Source organism: Collinsella aerofaciens (genome assembly GCF_001404695.1).
GTDB lineage: Bacteria > Actinomycetota > Coriobacteriia > Coriobacteriales > Coriobacteriaceae > Collinsella > Collinsella aerofaciens_E.
Genome location: NZ_CZAQ01000003.1, coordinates 24,542 through 47,319, shown reverse-complemented (window position 1 = coordinate 47,319; position 22,778 = coordinate 24,542). Strand labels below are relative to the sequence as shown.

The 22,778-nt window shown below is 61.3% G+C and carries 14 protein-coding genes; 5 read left to right on the top strand and 9 right to left on the bottom strand.

Annotated elements, in window-relative coordinates:
- Positions 1–200: 200 nt before the first annotated feature.
- From AQ996_RS01460 to metK, 6 genes are all read right to left on the bottom strand, one after another.
- Complete coding sequence (locus AQ996_RS01460) at positions 201–1,415, bottom strand: ABC transporter permease (protein WP_055250393.1); 1,215 nt, start codon at positions 1,413–1,415, stop codon at positions 201–203.
- Positions 1,412–2,185, bottom strand: coding sequence for an ABC transporter ATP-binding protein (locus AQ996_RS01455; protein ID WP_055250391.1), 774 nt, complete (start codon positions 2,183–2,185; stop codon positions 1,412–1,414). Before AQ996_RS01455 ends, AQ996_RS01460 begins: the two co-directional genes overlap by 4 nt.
- A complete protein-coding gene (locus tag AQ996_RS01450; RefSeq protein ID WP_055250389.1) occupies positions 2,185–3,597 on the bottom strand; it encodes an efflux RND transporter periplasmic adaptor subunit in 1,413 nt (470 codons plus the stop codon). The genes AQ996_RS01455 and AQ996_RS01450 overlap by 1 nt, the downstream gene beginning before the upstream one ends.
- Before the next feature lie 132 nt (positions 3,598–3,729).
- On the bottom strand, positions 3,730–5,445 hold the full coding sequence (locus AQ996_RS01445) for a L,D-transpeptidase (RefSeq protein WP_055250387.1): 1,716 nt from the start codon (positions 5,443–5,445) through the stop codon (positions 3,730–3,732).
- Positions 5,446–5,594: 149 nt separating this feature from the next.
- Positions 5,595–7,202, bottom strand: coding sequence for an L-serine ammonia-lyase, iron-sulfur-dependent, subunit alpha (gene sdaAA, locus AQ996_RS01440; RefSeq protein WP_055250385.1), 1,608 nt, complete (start codon positions 7,200–7,202; stop codon positions 5,595–5,597).
- A gap of 312 nt (positions 7,203–7,514) precedes the next feature.
- On the bottom strand, positions 7,515–8,795 hold the full coding sequence (gene metK / locus AQ996_RS01435; RefSeq protein ID WP_055250383.1) for a methionine adenosyltransferase: 1,281 nt from the start codon (positions 8,793–8,795) through the stop codon (positions 7,515–7,517).
- Positions 8,796–9,061: 266 nt separating this feature from the next.
- Between metK and gltX the strand changes: the two genes are divergently transcribed.
- From gltX to AQ996_RS01410, 5 genes are all read left to right on the top strand, one after another.
- Positions 9,062–10,537, top strand: coding sequence for a glutamate--tRNA ligase (gene gltX / locus AQ996_RS01430; protein WP_006233932.1), 1,476 nt, complete (start codon positions 9,062–9,064; stop codon positions 10,535–10,537).
- Positions 10,538–10,747: 210 nt separating this feature from the next.
- The gene (gene priA / locus AQ996_RS01425; protein ID WP_055250381.1) at positions 10,748–13,201 is read left to right on the top strand and encodes a replication restart helicase PriA; all 2,454 of its coding nucleotides are present in this window, start codon (positions 10,748–10,750) and stop codon (positions 13,199–13,201) included.
- 18 nt (positions 13,202–13,219) lie between these two features.
- A complete protein-coding gene (gene def / locus AQ996_RS01420) occupies positions 13,220–13,756 on the top strand; it encodes a peptide deformylase (protein ID WP_055250379.1) in 537 nt (178 codons plus the stop codon).
- 321 nt (positions 13,757–14,077) lie between these two features.
- Positions 14,078–14,998 (top strand): methionyl-tRNA formyltransferase, encoded by a 921-nt coding sequence (gene fmt / locus AQ996_RS01415; protein WP_055250377.1) that lies wholly within the window; start codon positions 14,078–14,080, stop codon positions 14,996–14,998.
- Positions 14,995–16,395, top strand: coding sequence for an RsmB/NOP family class I SAM-dependent RNA methyltransferase (locus tag AQ996_RS01410; protein WP_055250375.1), 1,401 nt, complete (start codon positions 14,995–14,997; stop codon positions 16,393–16,395). Before fmt ends, AQ996_RS01410 begins: the two co-directional genes overlap by 4 nt.
- Positions 16,396–16,536: 141 nt before the next feature.
- Here the strand turns inward: AQ996_RS01410 and AQ996_RS01405 are convergent, their stop codons facing one another.
- The 3 genes from AQ996_RS01405 to glgA form a co-directional block, all read right to left on the bottom strand.
- Positions 16,537–16,773, bottom strand: coding sequence for an FmdB family zinc ribbon protein (locus tag AQ996_RS01405; RefSeq protein WP_055250373.1), 237 nt, complete (start codon positions 16,771–16,773; stop codon positions 16,537–16,539).
- 88 nt (positions 16,774–16,861) lie between these two features.
- The gene (locus tag AQ996_RS01400) at positions 16,862–20,158 is read right to left on the bottom strand and encodes a 4-alpha-glucanotransferase (protein WP_055250371.1); all 3,297 of its coding nucleotides are present in this window, start codon (positions 20,156–20,158) and stop codon (positions 16,862–16,864) included.
- Between the two features lie 215 nt (positions 20,159–20,373).
- A complete protein-coding gene (glgA, locus tag AQ996_RS09535; RefSeq protein ID WP_070097104.1) occupies positions 20,374–22,725 on the bottom strand; it encodes a glycogen synthase GlgA in 2,352 nt (783 codons plus the stop codon).
- Positions 22,726–22,778 lie beyond the last annotated feature (53 nt).

Sequence of the window (22,778 nt, the reverse complement as noted above, 5' to 3'; positions counted from 1 at the left end):
CGAGGAGGAGCGCCCCGTGCAAGCTCGACCCGTACAAGCCCGTCATCCATCAATAGCTCGAGGACGACGCCCAGAACTGGCGCAAACAGCCCTTCAATAAGTTGCGGTGAAATAGTGTCTGTTTTTGCTGCTAGATAGCATATTCGGTTCCTAATTCACCGCAACTTGTTGGTGGTGGCTTACTGGTAGCTGGTGGTGGCTTACTGGTAGCGTAGGCACTCCACCGGGTTGAGCTTTGCCGCGCGGCGAGCGGGGTAGAAGCCAAAGATTACGCCGATGCCGACGGAGACGCCGAAGGCCAGCAGCACCGTGGCGATTGAAAAGCTCGGTGTGATCTCCCCACTGGCACCGAGCTCGTTGAGAACCCCTGATCCTGCGGCAAACATCGCGAGGCCCCAGGCCAGCAGATAGCCAATCAGGATACCCAGCAGGCCACCGGTGACGCACAGCGCCGAGGACTCGGCCAAAAACTGCGCGGTGATATCGCGGCGACTGGCGCCCAGGGCACGGCGAATACCGATCTCGCGGATGCGCTCAGTCACGTTGGTGAGCATCATATTCATAATGCCGATACCGCCGACAAGCAGCGAGATACTGGCGACAGCGCCCATGATGAGCGAGAAGGCGCCCATAAACGAGTTGAGTGCATCGATGGCGCTTTTCATGGAGGTCGCCGATACGCTGTCGTACTCATCATCCTCCGAGATGCCCTTCATCGCGCGCACCTTAGACTCGATGGTCTTGCAGAGCTCGTCCATGTCTGTGCCCTCGGCGGCAAGTGCCGTCACGCTGGGGAATGAAGGATTCTCGTCGCCAAACAGGCCGGAGATGGTTTCGCGTGGCATATACAGCGTGAGCGAGCCCATGGAGTCGCTGCCGCCATCAATCACGCCTACAATCTGCACCTCGCCGTTGGACACCTTGATGGTTTTCCCCAGTGCGTCCTGTTCGTTGCCGTAAAGCTGATCGGCGCCGCCGCGGCTGATGAGCGCCACGCGCGAGCCTGATTGAGACTCTGCCTGTGAATAAACACGTCCCGCAACGAGCTTGCTGGCGCCCACGGCATCGAGCATGTCGCTATCGACGCCGTGTGCCATGACGGTATAGCTTTTATCCCCGACCTTGTACTCGGAATAGGCGCTATCGACGATGCCGATCTGCTCAATCTGCGGCACCAGTTTGCGAAGCTTTTCCACATCCGAATCGGTGAGTTCTTGGGACGAATAGATCTCTACCATGCGGGCTGCATTGAGGCCCAGGCTTTTGACCAGGCTGTTTTGGATGCCGCCGATGAGCGAAGTCATGGCGATGACCGAGGCGATGCCAATGACGATGCCAAGGATGGTGAGCAGGCTGCGTCCCTTGTTGGCCTCGAGCGAGTGAAGGGCTTCTTGGACAAGATCGCGGGTGCTCATGCCTTCGCTCCTTTCGGCTGATTGGTGGTTGCAGAAATCGCGGGCAGGTTTTTGACGGCCCCGCGTAACGTATTCGGTGTATGCGCGACATATGCGCCGTCATGGATTCGCCCGTCACGGATGGTTACGGCTCGATCGGCCTCGGCGGCGATGCCGGGGTCATGTGTGATGAGTACGATGGTCTTGCCGCGTTTCTGGAGCTTGTGGAAGGTTTCCATGACGAGCGCCCCGGTTGTCGAGTCTAGATTTCCCGTTGGCTCGTCGGCCAAAATGATGGGCGGGTCGTTGACGAGGGCGCGCGCGATGGCGACGCGCTGCATCTGTCCGCCCGAGAGTTCCGATATGCGGTGGTCCCAATGGTCGACCGGCAGTGTGACGGCTTGCAGCGCGTGCACGGCGCGCATCTCGCGCTGGCTACGCGGCACATTGGTGTAGGACAGCGGCAGCATGACGTTTTCGATCACCGTCAGACGCGGCAGCAAGTTAAAACTCTGAAAGACAAAGCCGATGCTCAGCGCGCGCACCTCGGTGAGCTCATCATCGTCGAGCTCGGCGACGTTGAGCCCTTGCAGGAAATAATCACCCGCCGTCGGCTTGTCCAGGCAGCCCAGGATGTTCATGAGCGTCGACTTGCCCGAGCCCGAGGGGCCGGTGATGGCGACGAACTCACCGGGGTTCACCGCCAGGCTCACGTTGTGCAGGATGTGGGCGCAACCGGCCTCGCTCTCAAAGATGCGGTGCACGTTGCGGATGTCGATGACGGGACGCATTACTTGCCCTCGTCGGCAGACATATTGTCGCCGCCGTCTGCCGTCATGCCTGTGCCGGTATCCGTCACGATGGTGTCGCCGTCGCGTAACTTGGTAACCGGGACGTCTGGGTTGATCTCGTTGCCCTGGTCGTCGCGCTTGACCTGCGTCTTACCGACTACAGCCTCGTTGTCGTTTTGCGTCACGACGGTCACCTTCACGCGGCGCGTCTTCTTGCCTTCCGAATCGGTGGCCTGATTGACGTAATAGTGCTCGCCATCTTCGGTCATCAGCGCCATGGTCGGCACCATAACCACGTCGTCGAGCTTCTCGGTCACTACCGAGACCTCGGCAGTCATACCCGGCTTAAGGCGACTGTCGGGTGCTTCGATGAGGATGTCGACGTTAAAGGTCACGCTGCCGCCGCTACCGGAGCCGGAGTCAGAGTTTGCCACCGAGGCGATAGCCGTGACGGTGCCCTGGCTCACGATATCGGGAAACGCGGGATAGGTCACGTTGGCGCTTTGGCCCACGGCAATTTTGGCGATATCCTTTTCGCCCACCTGAACCGTCACCTTCATCTTGGACAGGTCGGCGATTTGCATGCACTGCTTGCCGCCGCTCGTGTCGCTTTCACCCATGATCATGCCGCCTGTTACCGTAGCGCCCACCTTGGCGTTGAGCTCCACGATGCTGCCCGAGCTGGGGGCCTTTACGGTGCGCTCGGCCGCCTTTGCAGTTGCCTGTTCCAGCGCTGCCTGGGCCGAGGCGAGGTTGCGCTGGGCGGTCGAGACGGCATTTGCGTTGGCGTTTGCGTCCGATGGACCGGTCGATCCGTCACTGTCCGTTGTCGGTGCGGCCTGTGCGGCCGCGAGTGCCACCTTTGCATTGTTCAGGTCTTCCTGGGCGGCCGCGACCGCGCGCTGCGCCTCGGAAACAGCGCTATCGAGCGCGTCGTTCTTAATGGTCATGAGTACGTCGCCCTCGTTGACGCTCTGTCCGGCCTGCACGTTGATCTTTTCAACTGTACCGTCGACAGAAGGGGAGACGACCGATGCCGAGATGGGCTTAAGCTGCCCCTTGGCTTCGACTGTGGTGGTAAACGTGCCTTCGGTGACCATGTCGGTCACCGGTCCGTTGGTGCCTGCGGGTTGCGCGTTGATGACCAGCGTTGCGATGGTGGCAATGAGCGCGATGGTAACAACGACACCGACGGCGATACCGCGTCGGATGAGCTTTTTGCGCCGACGCTCGGCACGCTTTGCCTTGAGCTTTGCATAGGCTTCTTCATCGGAGATATCGGTCGAATCGTCGAGACTCGTTTGGGGCTGCTTGGTGTCTGCAGCGCTGATAATCGGCAGGGTCTCGGTGGCATCTTGGGGCATGCGATCGGAATCGTCAGGACCCGGATTGATCGTGGGGACCTTGGACATAGCGTCTCCTTTATTGATATGGCTCCGATAAGTATATACGCCCGTCGCGATAGGCGGGCGTATAGAAGTTGCGGATGACGGTACTGTAAGTTTTGTCGCCGTGCTGTTTACTTGTTGTAGACGTTAGCTGCGTTACGAGTGCACGACCACGCAGAGGCCGACTTTGATGCGCTCGTGGAGCGACTTGGCATCGGCCAGACGCAGGTTGATACAACCGTGGCTACCGCACCACTTGTACGATTCGGCGTTATCGAAACTCGAATCGTTTTGCCAGGTGGCGTCGTGGAATCCGACCATATTGCCCTCGAACGGCATCCAGTAGCTTACCGGGCTCTCGTATTTGGGCTTGCCGGTCTCGGGGTCCTTGGCACCGATGAGTTTGCTGGCGCCATCGTTGCTGTTGATCTGCCATACGCCCTCGGGGGTGGCGTCTTCGCCCGGTTTGCCAGAAATAAAGTTGGCCTCCCACACGATGTTGCCGCTCTCGTCGTAGTAGCGCGCATGCTGCTCGGACAGGTCGACGTCGATATAGGCCTTCCAGTCGGGCTCGCCCTTGGCGGTAAATGTGTCGGCCTTCTGGGAGTACTTGATCTCGATTTCGCCGGTCTGCTTGTTGTTAATGGCGTCTTCGACCTGCTTGGCGAGCGAGCTGCTGTCGATGGACCAACCAAAGTCGCCGCCTTCGACGGCGCACTGCTTGCCATCGGCGCGCGTCCACCAGCGAGTGGAGCCCACGGTATTAAAGCCGTTGGCGAGCTCGGCTGCCCAGCTGCTGATCTGCGACGTATCGAGCGTGGGGTTGGCCGGATCGGCAAAGCTGATCCACTGCAACACGGAGCTGCCATCAACCTTGCCGGCATCCTCGCCGTTGAGCTTGAGGGTCACGTTGACGCCCAAGAAGTTGTTGGCGGCATCGCATGCAGACTGAATCTGATCATCGGTCAGCGTTCCATTGAGCGGCTCATAGGCATCGTTGCCGAGCTTGGAAAGATCTACGGTCTCGGCCAGCGAGGCAAGCTCGAGCTCGGCATACTTAATGACATGCTCGCGGTTGAGTTTTTCGTTGGAGCGCGCCTTCTCGACGGTAAACTTGCCGGCCTGCTCGTCATAGGAGCTATTGGCCTCGAACGCGCCCGAACGCCCCTCGTTAAACTCGTCGATGGCGGCGCCCAGATCCTTCTCAAACTGCTTTTGGTCAAAGGTGTCGGAGAGCATGGACAGGTCGACGTCTTGATCAAGATCGACTTCGTTGGAGCTAGCGGTTGTTTTGGTCTTGCCGCTTAAGGATTCTACAAGGCGAACCGGCCATACAATGGCTTCGTTGCGGCTGATAATCTCTTTTGCGGCAGCTTCGCCGTCGACAATGGGCTCATCGGACTCGGGCTGATAGGTCCAGCTAAAGTCATCGCCTGTCACGGTGAGCTTATAGTGCTTCCAAGCCGAGTTGACCTTGGTGGCGGCAGACGAAGCGTTGGAGAACGAGACATCGACGCCGGCGATAGTGGTGTTGGGGTAGGCTACCTGCGAAAACGCTACAACGCCTACGATATAGACAATGACGATAAGACCCAGAACGACAAAGAGCGTCGTCTTTTTGCCCGACTTATTGTTCTCGGCGGGTTTGCGTGCGGGGCCGCGATCGCCTCGAGCGTGCGTGGGGGGCTGCTTGGGCGCATTGCCATTTGCCTGGCGCTGCTGATGCTGCTTGTTCGGACGTTGGGAAACGTTTGCCGCACCTCGCTGCTGACCGCGGCTCGGCGCGATAGGACGCGGCGACTGAACGCCGCCGGTGTGCCTGCTCGGCTGCTGCGGATCGGGAATCAGTTGAGTTCGATCGTTTTGCGACATCGTATGCATATCCTTCGGATTTCGCCTTGCGACTCATCGTGTTTTTACTGGGCTTGCATTATAGCGATTACCCAGTTGTTTGTGGTATGGAAACGGTGGCATTCAAAAGAGGTGGGACATTTGTCCCACCTTCGAGTCTTTCTTTGTCGCTATCCGCACACACCGCATTTTGCACAGGCCGAAAGTGCGGCCGGAGCCTGCGCGATGCCACCCTTTGCCGTCTCGCGCAGCGTGGCCGGCAACGCGTGGCCCACGGAGAGCATGACGTGCGCCATCTGGTCAAACGGCACCAGGCTCTTGATACCGGCAAGTGCAAGCTGCGCCGAGCTAAAGGCGGCTGCCACGCCGATGGCATTGCGGTTTTGGCACGGCACCTCCACGAGGCCGCCCACCGGGTCGCAGACCAGGCCCAGCAGGTTGCTCAGGGCGATGGAGCTGGCGTCGAGTGCCTGCTCAGGCGTGCCTCCGAGCATCTGCACCAGCGCGGCGGCGGCCATGGCGGCCGCGCTTCCCACCTCGGCTTGGCATCCGCCCTCGGCGCCGGCGACGCAGGCGCTCGTGGTGAGGTTGAGGCCGATGGCGGCGGCGCAGTAGAGGGCGTCCATGACTTGCTCATCGTCCAGTTGCAGATGGTCGGCGAGCGCCAGCACGCAGCCGGGCACAACACCCGCGGATCCTGCCGTCGGAGCTGCGACGATCACGCCCATGGTGGCGGAGCGCTCAAGGACGGCCATGGCGCGGGCCACGGCATCGGTCTGGACGGCGCCCATCAGGCTTATGCTCAGATCGTTTCGGCTGGTGGCATCGACAAGCTTTGCCTCGCCGCCGATGAGGCCGCCGAGCGAGCGCTGTGGATTGGAAATGGGGGCTATGGTCTCTTCGCGCATGACGTCGAGTACGCGGCGCATGGCGGCGATAGCGTGTGCCTCGCCGGTCAGACGTGCCTCGCGCACGGCCATGACGGCGCCGATGTTGAGCCCCAGTTCCTCGCACGCATCGAGCAGCTGCTCGCCGTCGTCGAAGACTTCCTTTGCCGAGACGCCGGGGGAGAGCGACGAGACAGAACCGGGGAGCTCGATAAAGGTCGCGTAATCGACATTGTCGAGCTTGCGGAGCATGGGGACGACGGTGTCGTCGGGGGCGCCGTCGGTCTCAAAGACGGAGTAGGCCTGGCCGCCCACTTCGGTGCGGTAGGTGCGGCAGAAGGCGATGTTCACATGGGCGTAGGCGAGCAGGTTGGTGAGCGCTGCGAGCACGCCGGGGACGTCCTGGTGCGCCACGAAGAGCGTGGAATACATGCCCGAGATGTCGACGCCGACGCCGTTAATGCGGCTGATGCGCATCTTGCCGCCGCCCAAGCTCTCGCCGCGGACCTGCGCCGTGGCGCCCGTGGCGTCGACCATGTCGATGTCGACGGTGTTGGGGTGGATGGAGGCGTCGTCGCCCTTGATGTCAAAGTGATATTCGAGGCCCTGCTCGCGTGCGAGGTCGAAGGCCTGCTTGATATTTTCGTCATCGGTGTCGAGGCCCAGGATGCCCGCGACGAGAGCGCGGTCGGTGCCGTGGCCGCGGTAGGTGTGGGCGAAGGAGTTCCACAGGCCAAAGGTGACTTTGGTGATGCGGCCTTCCAGCAGGCTGGCGGCAACTTGTGCGCAGCGCAGGGCGCCGGCGGTGTGCGATGAGCTGGGGCCGACCATGACGGGGCCCAAGATCTCGAATGCCGAGGTCGTAGCTAGTGTTTGCGGCTTGCCTGCCATATGCGCTCCTGTTCTATCCCGTCGTTCCGAGGGCTTTGGTATTTGGTCGCCTGCTCTACAGTCCTGGCTCGCACGGAGGCCACATTAAGTGGCCTCCGGCTCGTGCGGAACTCGCGATCGACCAAATACCAAAGCCCTCGGAACTTAGGATACATGGTTGGAGTGGCTGGATGTCAAAATTCATCAGCTGGGGACGTGCTGTTCATTGCGCATCGAAATATTCACACTACCGTGTAAATAAAAAGAAGTACCGGTTGGGGCCGGTACTTCTTTTGGTTCTAATGCTTTGCTGTCTGGGCTCTGTGAACCTATTTATAGGCCGCAGGCTGCCTTGAGTTCGTTGACGCGGTCGGTCTTCTCCCAGGTAAAGTCGGCGTCTTCGCGGCCGAAGTGACCGTAGGCTGCCGTCTTTTCGTAGATGGGGCGACGCAGGTCTAGGTCGCGGATGATTGCGCCCGGGCGCAGGTCGAAGGTCTTCTCTACGGCCTCAACGATCTTGTCCTCGGCAACATGCGCGGTACCGAAGGTGTCGACCATGATTGAGAGGGGCTTGGAAACGCCGATGGCGTAGGCAAGCTCGACTTCGCAGCGGTCGGCCAGGCCGGCGGCGACCACGTTCTTGGCGACCCAGCGCGCGGCATACGCGGCGGAGCGGTCGACCTTGGTGCAGTCCTTGCCGCTAAAGGCGCCGCCGCCGTGACGGCCGTAGCCGCCATAGGTGTCGACGATGATCTTGCGGCCGGTCAGGCCCGTGTCGCCCATGGGGCCGCCCACGACAAAACGACCGGTGGGGTTCACGTAGATATCGGCGCCATCCCACGGCATGTTCTCAGCGGCCATGACAGGCGCGATGACATACTCGATGAGGTCGGCCTTGATCTTGCCCATGTCCTCGATCTCGGCAGCGTGCTGCGTGGAGATGACGATGGTCGTAACCTCCACGGGCTTGCCTTCCTCGTAGCGCACCGTGACCTGGGTCTTGCCGTCGGGGCGCAGGTAGGGCAGGGTTCCGTCATGGCGCACGGCAGCCAGGCGCTCGGCCAGGCGGCTTGCCAGGTAGTGCGGCATGGGCATGAGGGTCTTGGTCTCGTTGGAGGCATAACCGAACATCATGCCCTGGTCGCCGGCGCCGATCAGGTCGATCGGGTCGGTGGTGGCGCCGGTCTGGGTCTCGAAGGACTCGTCAACGCCCTGGGCGATATCGGGCGACTGCTCGTGGATGAGGCTCATGACGCCGCAGGTGTCGCAGTCAAAACCGAACTTGGCGCGGTTGTAGCCAATGCGGCGGATGACGCCGCGGGCGATTTCCTGTACGTCGACGTAGGCCTGGGTGCGAATCTCGCCGGCGACGATGACGGTGCCGGTGGTCACGAGGGTCTCGCAGGCGCAGCGGACGTTCTCCACGTTGGCAGGCACGCCGTTGGGGGCGATGTAGCCCTGCTCCTGGAGCTCTATTTCTTTGGCGAGGATTGCGTCGAGGACGGCGTCGCTGATCTGGTCAGCGATCTTATCGGGATGACCTTCGGTCACCGACTCCGACGTAAAAACAAAGGACCCGTGTTGGGGTGGGATGGAACGAAGTTCTTCTGACATGATTGTCCTTTCAAAAACGTGTCCCGGCGACCGTTACCATTCCGCCGGGCTCTCTATGCAAGGGCACATCATAGCGCGTAAATCAAACATTCACACCCTTTCCGCACCTACTCATTGGGGACAGACTTAAATGACCAGTCGGGTGCTCATTGGGTGGTCATTTAAGTCTGTCCCCAATGAGTGAGTCGGTGCCCTTTGTGCGGAGGTTGCTTTGATGCTTTATACTGGTGCGGTTAGACATCCATCCTGCAATCGAGGAGATATCCATGGCATCAGACGTTCGCGTCCGCTTTGCACCCTCACCGACGGGCAAGCTGCACATCGGCGGCGCTCGCACCGCTATCTATAACTGGGCTTTCGCCCGCGCAAACGGCGGCACGTTCATCCTGCGCATCGACGACACCGACCCCACCCGCTCCACCGATGAGAACACGCAGATCATCCTGCGCGCCATGCGTTGGCTTGGCCTGGACTGGGATGAGGGACCCGAGGTAGGCGGCGACTTTGGCCCCTACGCCCAGACTGAGCGCTTGGACCTGTACAAGCAGGCCGCCCAGAAGCTTTGGGACGAGGGCAAGGCCTATCCCTGCTTCTGCACCAAGGAGCAGCTCGACGCCGACCGCAAGGCCGCGCAGGAGCGCAAGGACCCCTTCCAGGGCTATCAGCGCCGTTGCCGCGATCTTGATCCCGAGGAGGCCCGCCGTCGCATCGAGGCCGGCGAGTCCTACGTCCTGCGTATTAAGGTGCCCGAGGACCGCGGCGACGTCGTCATCCACGACGCCGTCCACGGCGAGGTGACCTTCGACGCCAAGGAGCTCGACGACTTTGTCATCTTCCGCTCCGATGGCACGCCCACGTATAACTTCGCGACCGTCGTCGACGACGCCATGATGAAGATCACCCATGTCATCCGCGGCGACGACCACCTGTCCAACACCCCGCGTCAGGTCATGGTCTACGAGGCCCTCGGCGCTCCCGTGCCCACGTTCGCTCACATCTCCATGATCCTGGGCGCCGACGGCAAGAAGCTCTCCAAGCGCCACGGCGCCACCTCGGTGGAGGAGTACCGCGACGCCGGTTACCTGTCCGACGCCTTCGTCAACTACCTGGCGCTGCTCGGCTGGTCGCTCGACGGCGAGACCACGATCATCCCGCGCGATGTCCTGGCCAACAAGTTCTCACTCGACCGCATCTCCAAGAACCCGGCGACCTTCGATCCCAAGAAGCTCGATTGGGTCAATGCCGAGTACATCAACGGCATGTCCGATGCTCAGTTTGCCGACGAGATCATGGTCCCCGAGCTGCACGAGGCGGGTCTCATCGAGGGCAATGTCGAGTACGGCGAGGATTGGATCGACGCGCTTGCCGCCATCGTCAAGCCGCGCACCAAGATGCCGGCCGACGCCGTGACCGTCGCCGCTCCCATCTTCGCTACGGCCGAGACGCTCGAGTATGACGAGAAGTCCGTCAACAAGGGCCTGGCCAAGGAGGGCATGGGTGCCATTCTGGATGCCGCCAAGGCCGCTCTCGAGGGCGTGAACGAGTGGACGGCTGCCAACATCGACGCCGCGCTTGAGCCGCTGCCCGAGCAGATGGACCTTAAGAAGCGCGTGGTGTTCCAGGCCGTGCGCGTCGCCGTCTGCGGCAACATGGTGAGCCCCCCGCTGGGCGAGACCATGGCGCTCGTCGGCCGCGACGACTGCCTGGCGCGTATCGACCGCGCCCGCACGATGGCGCTGTAGCAGCCGCGTAAACGCATGTATCCGAGCCCCGTTCCCTCGAGCGGGGCTCTTGTTTCTGTACCGATGAGTGGGTTGCTGGGACAAAATAATCAGTAGTGTTTGTCCCATGTTCGAGTGACGCAACGAACTCGACACTCGTATCGGCCATGGGACAAACACTACTGATTATTTTGTCCCAGCCCTTTCAGGTCCGTTCGTTAGAGGTGGTGTATGGCTCAACAACTGTCGCTGTTTGGTTCGCCGGAACCGGAGGAGACTCCGGTGAAGCCCGAGCCTGCCGCTGCCTCGGCTCAGCCTAAGCCTGCACCTGAGCCCATTGCCGCCTACGCGAGTGTAGTCCTCGACATTCCTACTCGCGCGCTGTCCGAGCCATTCGCCTACTGCATTCCCCAGTCCCTTGCTAATGAGGCCCAGATCGGATCCACGGTCCTGGTCCACTTTGGTAACCGTGCGGCCGCGGGCTATATCGTCGACATTGCGCCTGGGCTGAGCGACCTACAGGGCTACAATGCCCTCGACCCCGCGCGCATTAAAGCCATCGAAGCCATCCTCAGCAAACCCCTCTTTACCGCCGAGGCTGCCCGCATCGCACGTTGGATGAGCCGCGAGTATGTCGCGACGCTTTCCGAGTGCCTGCGCCTGTTCCTGCCCCCGGGCGGCAGTCCGCGCGTCGTTAAGGGCGATAACGGCGCATGGTCGGTTGAGCGCCCTGCCGTCAAGCCTATCCAAAATCGTTGGGTGATGCTTACGCCCGAAGGCTTTGACTATACGCCGCCCAAGACCGCGGTCCGTCAGCGCCAGCTCATCGAGGCGCTGCAGTGCGGCCCGGTTACGACTCGCGACCTTAATCTTCTCTATAACAGCATGTCGGCGACCATCAAAGCGCTCGAAAAGCGCGGCGTCGTGGTGGTGGAGGAGCGCCGCGCCTGGCGTGGCTGCAGCGAGCAGACCACGCTGTCCTCGGCAAGCGGCAAGGCGCCGGTCTCCCTTACCAACGGCCAGCAACGGGCACTCGCGCAGATTGAGCGCGCCCGTCTGGACGCTCATGGCGATGTGGTGTTGGTCGACGGCGTCACCGGCTCCGGCAAAACCGAGGTTTACCTCTCCGCCATCGAGCGCGTGCTCGCAGCCGGTCGCTCTGCCTGCGTGCTGGTGCCCGAGATCTCGCTGACGGCCCAGACCGTCGGCCGCTTCCGCTCGCGCTTTGGCGAGACGGTGGCCGTTTTCCATTCGCGTCTTTCTGCTGGCGAGCGTCTCGACCAGTGGGATATGGTCGCCAGCGGTGCGGCCCGCGTGGTGGTCGGCGCCCGCTCGGCGCTCTTTTGCCCGCTCAGCGACTTGGGCCTCATCATCATCGACGAGGAGCACGAAACTAGTTACAAGCAGGGCTCCAGCCCGCGCTACCATGCGCGCGAGGTGGCTGCCGAGATGGCGCGCCGCTATCGCTGTCCACTCGTGTTGGGCTCGGCTACGCCCTCGGCTGAGACCCTCGACCGCTGCCGCCGCGGCACGTACAGCGGCGCCACCTGGACGCGCGTCGAGATGCCCGAGCGCCCGGGACACGCGGTCCTGCCCACGGTACGCATTGCCGACCTGCGCCGCGAGTTTTCGCACGGCAGCCGCTCAATGTTCTCTAAACCGCTGATGGAAGGCCTGGAGCGCGTTGTAGAGCGGCGCGAGAAGGCCGTGCTGCTGCATAACCGCCGCGGCTTTGCGCCGTTCCTGATGTGCCGCGAGTGCGGCTGCGTCCCCACCTGCAACCACTGCTCCACCGCCCTTACGTATCACGAGCGCACGCACACGCTGCAATGTCACACATGCGGATCCTCCTGGCGCGTGCAGCCGTATCCCGCGCCCACGAGTCGTTGCCCCAAATGTGGTAGTCGCTACCTTGCAAAAATGGGTCTGGGCACGCAGCAGATCGAGGACGCACTGCACCAGATGCTGCCCGAGGACGTCGCCATCATCCGCATGGATGCCGATTCCACGCGCGGCAAGGATGCGCACAAAAAGCTGCTCGAGCAGTTCGATGCCGCCGATTGCGCGGTGCTGCTGGGCACCCAGATGATTGCCAAGGGCCTCGACTTTCCCGAGGTCACGCTTGTGGGCGTGGTCAATGCAGACTTTGCGTTAAAGCTGCCCGATTTTAGAGCAGGGGAGCGCGCCTACGATCTGCTGGAGCAGGTCGCGGGCCGTGCCGGTCGCGGCGATCGTCCCGGCGAGGTCATCATCCAGACCTACCTGCCCGAGGATCCGGTCATTCGCGCCGTCGCTGAGCACGACCGTTCGATCTTTACCGACTACGACCTGGACCAGCGCCGCGACGCGCTGTACCCGCCGTTTGTTCGCCTGGTCAACATCTTGGTGTGGTCGGCGAACCGAGACGACGCGCAGGACTTCATTGGGCGCATTGCAAAGCTTCTTAAGCGCCGCTGGCATGCCGCCGCGCCCGACTTTTTGCGGGCGGGGAGCGCCGTGCCCCAGGTGCTGGGCCCGGCTTCGTGTGTAATCGAGAGAGCCAAGGACCGTTACCGCTTCCATCTGCTTGTGAAGTCGCCTGTGGGGTACCATGTCTCTGATGATATCGACGCCTGCCTCAAAGAGGTGGGCTCTGTGCGCGGCGTGAGCGTGAGCGTTGACGTCGATGCCTATGATTTGATGTAACAACCCGAAAGGATGGCCATGGAAGCCAACGGAATCGTACTGTCGCCCGACCCTCGCCTGCGTCAGGAGTGCGCCGTGATCGAGGAGATCACCCCGGCGATCGAGGCGCTTGCCGAGAAGATGAAGAAGATGATGTTCGACAACGGCGGTTGCGGCCTGGCTGCTCCGCAGATCGGCGAGCTTATTCAGCTCGTCACCATCGACTGTGACTACAGCGACAAGAACGACTACGACCCGTACGTGCTCATCAACCCTGTCATTGTTGAGCAGAGCGACCATCTGGTGCCGTTTAGCGAGGGCTGCCTTTCCATCCCTGGCATTAGCTGCGAGATCGAGCGTCCCGACCATGTCGTCGTCGAGGCGTACGACTTGGACGCAAACCTGATTCGCTACGAGGCTACGGGCGACCTGTTCTGCGTGTGCCTACAGCACGAGATCGATCACCTGCATGGCAACACTATGTTCGAGCGACTGAAGCCGATGCAGAGGATCAAGGCAGTCAAGGAGTACCAGGACGCCCTGGCCCGCGGCGCTCGACCGGGCGAGACGGAGTAGGTTTGTCCGTCCCCGGGGCGCCCGCCTATATCATCCCGTGCTCAAACATTCTCGCTGCGCTGCGAAACTGCGCGCGGGACGATATAGGCGGGCGACCCGGGGACTACGTTGACGCTGCTTGTCTCTCCCGGGTGCCGTCGGGCCAGGGAAGGGCGTCTTTGCTGATAGATGCTTTGCTGAAAGAGCTGCTTTTATTGCGGCTCTTTCTTTGGTTTTGGGTATATTTGTTTTTGTTGGACTGTTCTGGCGGATGGGCCGGGTACTTGGCTTTCCGCTGTTCTTTGTAGCCGTCTCGGCTTTGGTTGAGGGGAGACGATCTTTATGCGTATTGTGTTTATGGGTACGCCCGATTTTGCTGTGCCTTCTTTGACTTCGCTTGTTGAGGCTGGGAATGAGATTGCGCTTGTTGTTACTCGTCCTGATGCTGTTCGTGGGCGTGGTAAGAAGCTTGAGCCGTCTCCTGTTAAGGCTAAGGCGCTCGAGCTTGGTTTGCCTGTTGTTGAGGCTAATCGTATGACGCCTGAGGTTGTTGAGGTGCTCCAGGCTACCCGGGCTGATATTTTCTGTGTGGCAGCCTATGGTTGCATTTTGCCCGATGAGGTGCTGCATATGGCGCCGCTTGGTATTGTGAATGTTCATGCGTCCTTGCTGCCTCGTTGGCGTGGGGCTGCTCCTATTCAGCGTGCCATTCTTGCTGGTGATGAGATTGCTGGCGTTTCTATTATGCGCATTGGGCATGGCGTGGATACCGGCGCTTATTGCGCCCAGGCGTCTACGTCGGTTGCTGGCAAGCATGCCGAGGCACTGACTACGGAGCTTGGCGAGCTGGGCGGCAAACTGCTTGCCGATACGCTTCCTTCTCTTGCCGATGGCACCGCCGTGTGGATCGAACAGGATGAGGCGCTCGTTACCCATGCTGCCAAGATCTCCAAGCAAGAGATGCGTCTGGATCCGCACATGGCGGCGCTTGATTGCGTGCGTCATGTGCTGGCTTCGTCCGATACCGCGCCTGCTCGTTGCGTGATTGCCGGCAAGACCGTGCGTGTGCTCGATGCTGCGCTGGCCGATGTTTCGCTTGGCGAGGGCGCCGTTGACGTTAAGGCTAAGCGTGTTTACCTTGGCCTTTCCGATGGCTCGGTTGAGTTGCTCGAGGTTAAGCCTGATGGCAAGCGTGCTATGGCCGCTTCTGCCTGGGCTGCTGGCCTGCAGGGTGCCGATCTTTCGTGGGGTGTTTTGTCATGAGCAAGCTGTCTCCCGCGCGCAAGCTTGCGCTCGATGTGCTGATGGAGGCCGATCGCCGCGGCATGTATGCGCGCGACGTGTTGTCTTCCCGCGCTTCCGCCAAGGCCATTGACCAGCGCGATTCTGCGTTTGCCGCTCGCTTGGCGCTCGGTGTTGCCGCCACGCAGGGTATTTTGGACGAGCTGCTCGATCAGTTTCTCGATAAGCCCAAAAAGGTTGCGCCGCGCGTTCGCATGGCGCTTCGTATCTCGGCCTTCGAGATGCTCTACCTGCATACGCCGGGCCGTGTTGCCGTAAGTCAGGGTGTTGAACTGGTTCGTTGCGGTGCTAAGTCCGCCGCCGGCTTGGCCAATGCTGTACTGCATAAGGTTGCGGACAATGTTGAGAACTTTGCGACTGCGTCCGATGTGGATGAGTCTGAGCGACGCTTGGTTCGTCTGTCGCGCCTGATGGGTCTTCCTCGCTGGCTGTGCGCTCGCATTATGGCCTCGTTTGACACGCCAGAGGGTGCGCTTAACTTTGCCGGCAATCTGGCCCCCGCGCCGCTGGCCCTGCATGAGAACGCCTTTGCGACCGACCTCGATCCTTACATTTCGCAGCTTGTGGCACCCTTGTTCCCGGGTTGCCATGCGCCGGTCGATGCTCAGGTTACGGTTGCGTCGGGCGTGTTTGAGCGCGCTGCTGCCGTTGCCTCGGACCTTAACGCCCAGCTCATTGCCACTGCGGCGACGCGACCCGGGCGTTGCCTAGAGATCGGCGCTGGCCGCGGCACCAAGACCTATGTAATGATGTGTCAGGCCAAGCGTGCCGGGTACGAGCGTCAGCATACCGCGCTTGATCTGCACGATCGTAAGTGTGATCAGAATCTCGCGCGCCTGCACAAGGCGGGTATCTCAGGTGTTCGTACGGTGTCGGGCGATGCCTGCGAGCTCAATGAAGTGCTCACGTCGTTTGATGCGATGCTTGGCGAGCCGGTTAAGTTCGACACGGTCTTTATCGATGCGCCGTGCTCGGGCACCGGCACTATGCGCCGTCATCCCGAGATACCGTGGCGCCTGACCGAAAAGGATGTGACGGTTGAACTGCCCAAGCTGCAGCTGACGATGCTCAAAGAGGCTGCTCCCCGCGTGGCTGCCGGCGGCGAGCTCATCTATGCGACGTGCTCGGTCTTCGACGAGGAGAACACGCAGGTCGTGGATGCTTTCCTAAACTCTCCCGAGGGCACCGGTTTTAGCCTGAAGCCACTCTCCGAGGCGCAGATCCTGCAACTGCCCGATTTCGAGCAGGCCAAGAAGCTGGTAGCCGTCCGTCAAAACGACCGTGGCCTCTTCCAAAGCGTCCCCGTAAACGCCGACTCCTACGACGGCCACTTCTGCGCCAGACTGGTCCACAAGTAACTACTAAGTTGCGGTGAAATAGGGATTGAATAGCGGCATCTACCCGCCAAACAGTCCTTATTTCACCGCAACTCATAGAGATGCCTGGGTAGTTAAAGAATCAGCCCCGCGATTGGTGTCGGTCGCGGGGCTGATTGGTTTCTAGTGGCTGTGCGGGCAGTTGGCGCAGCAGCCGCTGGTGGCGCTGGTGCTGGAGCCGCCGCTGCGCTGGTCGGTGTTGTAGAAGCCGCTGCCCTCAAACTTGATGCCGCTGGCCGAGAACGTCTTGGATGCCGGAGCGCCGCAGCTCGGGCACACGACCTCGGGGGTCTCGGACATGGGATGCTCAACCTCAAACACGTTGCCGCAGCTCGAGCACTTGTAATCGTAGCGCGCCATAATACTTCCTTTTCAGCACAAAGCGGGCAGATCACTCTGCCCGCAAAAATTCAAACGACTGTAACTGTACCCTATATCGGGCGTTTTATCACGCTTCGCCCCAGAATCTATGCGTGTTGCGCAGGAGCTGCGCAGTTTTACCCTCGGCGGCCGCAACGTCGGCCTCGTCAGCCTGCCAGGTCCAGTTGCCCGTGGCCACGCCCGGAACGTTCATGCGCGCATCGTCGCCCAGCCCCAGGACATCCTGCAGCGGCATCATCACCAGGGGAGCGTCGCTTGCCAGCGCGTCGCTCATCAGTTTGGCCGCCACCTCAACACCACTCGGCTCGTCTCCACCCGCAAAGGAACGCGTGCACCAACCCGCGAGCGTCGACGTGTCGTGCGTCGAGGTGTACAGGATCTTGCCCGGCGTGGGGTGCACGCCGTTGCGGACGTCGTAGTCGCTAAACTCCAGCACGTCCATGCCGGGAAAGCCGCAGGTCGAAGCCATGGCGCGAACGCCGGGCGTCAGGTAGCCCAGGTCCTCGGCGATAAAGTTGAGCGGCCCCAACTCGTCATAGGCGGTCTGGAAAAGGTCCTTGCCCGGGCCTGCCAGCCAACGCCCGTCGGCGCAGGCCTTACCTGAGGGAATGCTAAAGTAGCTGTGGAAGCCCAGGAAGTGATCCAGGCGCACGCGGTCGTAGAGCGAGAACGCACGACGTAGGCGATCCATCCACCAGCGGTAGCCGTTCTGCTTCATGTGGTCCCAGCGGAACGTCGGGTTGCCCCACACCTGGCCCTCGGGCGCAAAGTTGTCGGGCGGCGCACCGGAGATCTCGATTGCCTTACCGGTATCGGACAGCCAGAAGTTCTCGGGTTCGCTCCACGCATCTGCCGAATCGTCGGACACGTACATAGGAATATCGCCGATGACCTCGATGCCCTTCTTGTGCGCATAGTTCATAAGCTCGCACCAAGCCAGGTCAAAGCGGTACTGCATGTACGCCTGAAGCTCGGCCTCGTCGTGGAAACGCTTGTCGTCAATCAGGTGCTCGTTGTAGCGCGCGACATCCGCCGGCCAATCGTGGCGCGACTCGCCCTCAAAGTACTTCTTAACGGCCATGTAGACGCAGTATTTCTCGAGCCAATCGGCGTTGCGATGTTTAAACGCGGTGTACAGCGGATCGGCATCCTCGCCACCGTGGGCCTTCCAGGTCTCAAAGTCGGCGGCTAGCTCCTTGTGACTCTCGGGCAGCAGGTCGATATTGCCAGCAAAAGCCGAAGGACCGGCGTAAGGGGAGCGGAAGAAGTCCGTTGGGTTGACAGGCAGGACCTGCCAGTAGCGCATGCCCATAGCGGACAGATGGTTGATAAAGCGACGCGTGGGTGCGCCGATCGTGCCGGGCTTGCCGTCATCGGTCGGTACCGAGGTGATATGGCACACAACGCCCGCGCCGTGATCGAGCGGCTCCTGCAAGCGCTGCTCGGCATGGTGATAGATGATCGACGAGCCCAGCGGATACAAATCGAGCGTGACCGTGCCGTTGTGGATCTCGCACTCGTGACCGCTGATCACGTCACTCGCGCATTCGCCGAGCGCCGGAATCGTCACGCGGTGCGAATTGCGCAGACTACGGTTAATGATAACCGTCGCGGACTCGCCATCCCTGCCCGTGCGGTTGTATGCCAGCACCTCGTCGTTGAGCGCGAAGGCCTTGATCTCGCCGTCGATCATAAACGGCAGTGCGCGGCGTACGGCGGAGGCGTTTTTGACAATAGCCAGCGTGTCGAAGTCGTGCAGTTGGTCCTTGGTCGGCAGGGTGCGGCGGTTGCCCGGATCGGTTAGACCCTCCAGGCCGTATTCGTCGCCGTAGTAGATCGAAGGCACGCCGGGGAAGGTCATCTGCATGAGCGTGGCGAGCCAAAAACGGCTCTTGGCCAGGCCCATCGAGTTCTCGTCCAGGCGCCATTTGCTGCGCTCGCACTCGGGCAGCTGCGACTCGTCGGGGCCGCCGCCGAGCACCGAGATGATACGCGGGCGGTCGTGGCTCGACAGCAGGTTGAGCGCGCAGGACAATGCCTCGCTCGGGTAGTTCTCGCGCAGGGTCTCGATATCCTCAGCGGCCTCGTAGGCGTTCTTGTAGCCCATCAAAAAGCCGATGACCATGTCGCGGAAGGGGTAATCCATAGCAGAGTCCAACTCGGAGCCCTGTAGGTAGCGACGCAGATGGCCGTAGCTGATCTTGTTGGAGGCGTCTTCCCAGACTTCGCCGAGCAACAGTGCATCAGGCTTCTCGGCGAGCACGGCCTTTTTGATCTCGGCCAGGAAGTCATCGGAAAGCTCGTCGGCCACGTCTAGGCGCCAGCCATGAGCGCCGGCACGTAGCCATTTACGGATCACGCCGTCCTTGCCCAGGAGCCGCTCGCGTACCAGCTCAGAGCTCTCATTGATGGCGGGCATATTGCCCACGCCCCACCAGCAGTCGTATGAGCCGTCCTCGTGGAAATAAAACGCATCGCGCCATGGCGAATCCTCGCTCTGCCACGCGCCCACGCCGGGGTAGTTGCCGTAGCGGTTGAAATAGATCGAGTCATCGCCCGTGTGGTTGAAGACGCCGTCCAGAATGATGGAGATGCCCAGCTTCTCGGCCGCCTGGCACAGCTCGGTAAAGTCCTGCTCGGTGCCCAGGATCGGGTCGATCTTGGTGTAGTCGGCCGTGTCGTAGCGGTGGTTGCTCGCGGCTTCAAAAATGGGGTTGAGGTAGATGGCCGTAAAGCCCAGCTCGGCGATGCGAGGCAGGTCTTCCTGGATGCCCTTGAGCGACCCGCCGTAGAAGTCCCAGGTTTTGATGGAGCCGTCTTCGGCGCGCTCGTACACGGGCGGCTCGTTCCAGTCCTCGACCATGCGGCGCTGGATTCCGTTGCGTGGTTTTTCGACCTCGGCCAGCGTGCGCTCGCGCCAGTTTTCATCTCGGGCGTAGCGATCGGGGAAGATCTGGTAGACCATGCCACGCTCGTACCACTCGGGACGCACTTCTCGGTGCTTATAGACGGTAATCTGGAAGGACGGAACCTCGGCGTAGTCGTAAGTTACGCCCTCTCCGCCGGTGCGACCCTGCGGTGCGCCCAAGCGGACCTCGGGCTGGCCCTCGATATTGCATATAAAGCTGTACCACACAAGACACGGTTCAGTGCATTTGAGCTCGCCGGTAAAAATGCCATCGCCTTCGTGCTCCATTGGGATCAGGGTCTCGCCGACTTCATCGACCCAGGTGCGCAGCGTAAGCGTTGCCTGGTTGGGATCGGCATCCTCCAAAATCACCGAGAGTGCAACGGAAGTTCCAGTGGTCACAGCGCCAAACGGAGTGCGAAACTGCGGTAGACGGCTGTTGTGTATCAATCTCATAGTACGGTCCAGTTCAATAGAATCATGGCCTGCGGGCCATGGGTTTTACGCCTAAGATGTAAGTATATCTGTAGTACACAGGGTGTATAAACAACATCCGTTTACCATCGGCGAACGGTTGTCCTAGAAAATCGTTTTACCACTACCTACAGAGAAGGGGCGCCCGGTTGGAGCGCCCCTTGCTTAGGGTTTGATGAGGTTTTGGATCGTCTGGATTAGCGGCGCTTGCGGGTGGCCGTTGCCTTGCGGACGGAAGTCTTCTTCGACGGCGCCTTTTTCTCGGTTGCGGCGGCGGGGGAGACCGGGGTCTCCATTGTGGGCTCGGGCTTGGCCTTTACCTCGGCCTTGGGCTCCTCTTTGGCGGCAGCGGGCTTGACCTCGGCGGCCTTCGGCGCAGGCTTGGCCTTTACTGCGGGTTTGGCCTCAGCCTTAGCTTCCGCCTTAGGAGCAGCAGCCTTGGTCGTGGTCTTTTTGGCCGTCGTTGCAGTGCGCTTGCGCGTGATGGTCTTGGCGGTCGGCTTGGCCTCGACAGCTGCCTCGGCTTTGGGCTCGGCGGCTGCCTCCTCGGCCTTGGTCGCAGTAGCATTTGCGGCGGCCTTCGGAGCGGCCTTGGTCGCAGTAGCCTTGACGGCCGTCGACTTCGTTGCCGTGTTCTTCTTGGCGGTCGTTGCCTTCTTGGCGGTCGTGGTCGTCTTCTTGGCAGCGGTCTTTGCCGGAGCCTTGGCGGCCGGCTTGGCCTCTGCGACCTCGGCCTTTACCTCGGGAGCAGCCTCGGCGGCTTTCTTGGCAGCGGCGGTGGTGCGCTTGCGCGCGGTCGTTGTCCTGGCAGCGGTGGTCTTGCTCGCGGTCGCGGTCTTGCTCGCAGCGGCCTTCTTCGCCGTCGTCTTACGAGTCGCGGTCTTCTTTGCCGCAGGCTTTGCAGCAGGCTTGACCTCGGCCTCTGCCTCTGCCCCAGGAGCAACTTCAGCCTTCACCTCAGGCTCGGCCTTTGCGGTCTCAGCCTCAACCGGCTTCTCCTCGGCCTTGGGCTCCGGCTCCGGCTCAGCGGCCACCGGCTCAGCCACAGCCTCAGGCTCGTCGACAACAGCCGCCGGCCTCTCAATCTCCGGGTGCATAAAGAAGTACAGGTCCAGATATTTATCGGCCGAGCGCGTCCAGCTAAAGTCCTGGCTCATGGCCTGCGTGACCAGCTGATCCCACGCCTCGCGGTTATCCCAGAACAGACGCGCCGCGCGGAACACCGCGTCGCCCATCTCGTCGCCGTTAAAGTTGCTAAACGAGAAGCCCGTACCCTCGCCGGTAAACTCGTTGTACGGGATCACAGTGTCCTTCAGGCCACCGGTCTCGCGCACGATGGGCAGGGTACCGTAGCGCATGGCGATGATCTGCGACAGGCCGCAGGGCTCAAACTTCGAAGGCATCAGGAACATGTCGGCTGCGGCATACATACGCTGCGACAGCGCAGGATCGAACTCGATGCGTGCGGCCATGGTGCCGGGGTACTTGTCCTGGAAGTATCGCAGTCCGTCCTCGTAGTCGCGGTCGCCAGTGCCAAGCACGGCCACCTGCACGCCGCCTGCCAAAATGCGATCGAGCGCGTACATGACGAGATCCAAGCCCTTCTGGCGCGTCAGACGCGTGACCATGACCATAAGCGGACGGTCGTCGCGAACCTCGAGCCCCAGCTCTTCCTGCAGCTTGGCCTTGCACACGGCCTTACCAGAACGGTCCTCCACGGTGTAGTTGGCGGCAATGCGCTTGTCGGTCGCCGGGTCAAAGCCTGCGACGTCGATGCCATTCAAAATGCCCTGCAGCGCATACGAACGCTCGCGCAGAACGCCGTCCAGGCCCTCGCCAAACTCGGGCGTCTGGATCTCGTTGGCATAGGTGGGGCTCACCGTAGTGATGGCATCGGCATAGCGCAGCGCGCCCAGCATGTAGTTGATACTGCAGGCGTCGCAACGCAGCTGTGAGGCGGCCGCCGGAATATGAGCCACACCAAGGATGTCCTCCATTACGGTGTCGCTAAACTGGCCCTGGAACGCCACGTTGTGGATCGAGAACACGGTCTTGACGCGGTCATACAGCGGCAGGCCCTGGTAAAACTCGCGCAAAAACACGGGCGCAAGTGCCGTCTGCCAGTCATTGCAGTGCAGGATGTCGCACTCAAAACCGGCCGGCAGGTGCTGCAGGCTCTCGGTGATGGCCTTGGAGAAGAACGCAAAGCGCTCGCCGTCGTCAAAGAAGCCGTACGGATAGTCGCGCGCAAAGTAGCGCTCGTTGTCCACGAACATATACGTGACGCCGTCGTGCTCAAGCTTCTCGAGCCCGCAGTACTCGTTGCGCCAGCCCAGGCTCACGTAAAAGTCGGAGAAGTGCTCCATCTGCGCCTTGTACTCGGCCTTGATGGTGGCGTACTTGGGCACCATCACGATAACCTCGGCGCCGGCGCGCACGAGCGCCGCAGGCAGCGAGCCCGCCACGTCGCCCAGGCCACCGGTCTTCACAAACGGTGCGCACTCGGCCGAGGCAAACACGATCTGCATCTTTTTGCTGGAATCTGCCATATTGTCTCCCATGTTGCAATTCGAGAATAGCCGCCTGGCGCGAACCGGGCGGC

Bases quoted from the DNA above. Each gene is read 5' to 3' on its own strand.
- sdaAA (WP_055250385.1), bottom strand. From the start codon at position 7,202: ATGGCAGGCAAGCCGCAAACACTAGCTACGACCTCGGCATTCGAGATC.
- glgA (WP_070097104.1), bottom strand. From the start codon at position 22,725: ATGGCAGATTCCAGCAAAAAGATGCAGATCGTGTTTGCCTCGGCCGAG.
- AQ996_RS01450 (WP_055250389.1), bottom strand. From the start codon at position 3,597: ATGTCCAAGGTCCCCACGATCAATCCGGGTCCTGACGATTCCGATCGC.
- priA (WP_055250381.1), top strand. From the start codon at position 10,748: ATGGCTCAACAACTGTCGCTGTTTGGTTCGCCGGAACCGGAGGAGACT.
- fmt (WP_055250377.1), top strand. From the start codon at position 14,078: ATGCGTATTGTGTTTATGGGTACGCCCGATTTTGCTGTGCCTTCTTTG.
- gltX (WP_006233932.1), top strand. From the start codon at position 9,062: ATGGCATCAGACGTTCGCGTCCGCTTTGCACCCTCACCGACGGGCAAG.
- AQ996_RS01455 (WP_055250391.1), bottom strand. From the start codon at position 2,185: ATGCGTCCCGTCATCGACATCCGCAACGTGCACCGCATCTTTGAGAGC.
- def (WP_055250379.1), top strand. From the start codon at position 13,220: ATGGAAGCCAACGGAATCGTACTGTCGCCCGACCCTCGCCTGCGTCAG.
- AQ996_RS01445 (WP_055250387.1), bottom strand. From the start codon at position 5,445: ATGTCGCAAAACGATCGAACTCAACTGATTCCCGATCCGCAGCAGCCG.
- AQ996_RS01410 (WP_055250375.1), top strand. From the start codon at position 14,995: ATGAGCAAGCTGTCTCCCGCGCGCAAGCTTGCGCTCGATGTGCTGATG.
- AQ996_RS01405 (WP_055250373.1), bottom strand. From the start codon at position 16,773: ATGGCGCGCTACGATTACAAGTGCTCGAGCTGCGGCAACGTGTTTGAG.
- AQ996_RS01400 (WP_055250371.1), bottom strand. From the start codon at position 20,158: ATGAGATTGATACACAACAGCCGTCTACCGCAGTTTCGCACTCCGTTT.
- metK (WP_055250383.1), bottom strand. From the start codon at position 8,795: ATGTCAGAAGAACTTCGTTCCATCCCACCCCAACACGGGTCCTTTGTT.
- AQ996_RS01460 (WP_055250393.1), bottom strand. From the start codon at position 1,415: ATGAGCACCCGCGATCTTGTCCAAGAAGCCCTTCACTCGCTCGAGGCC.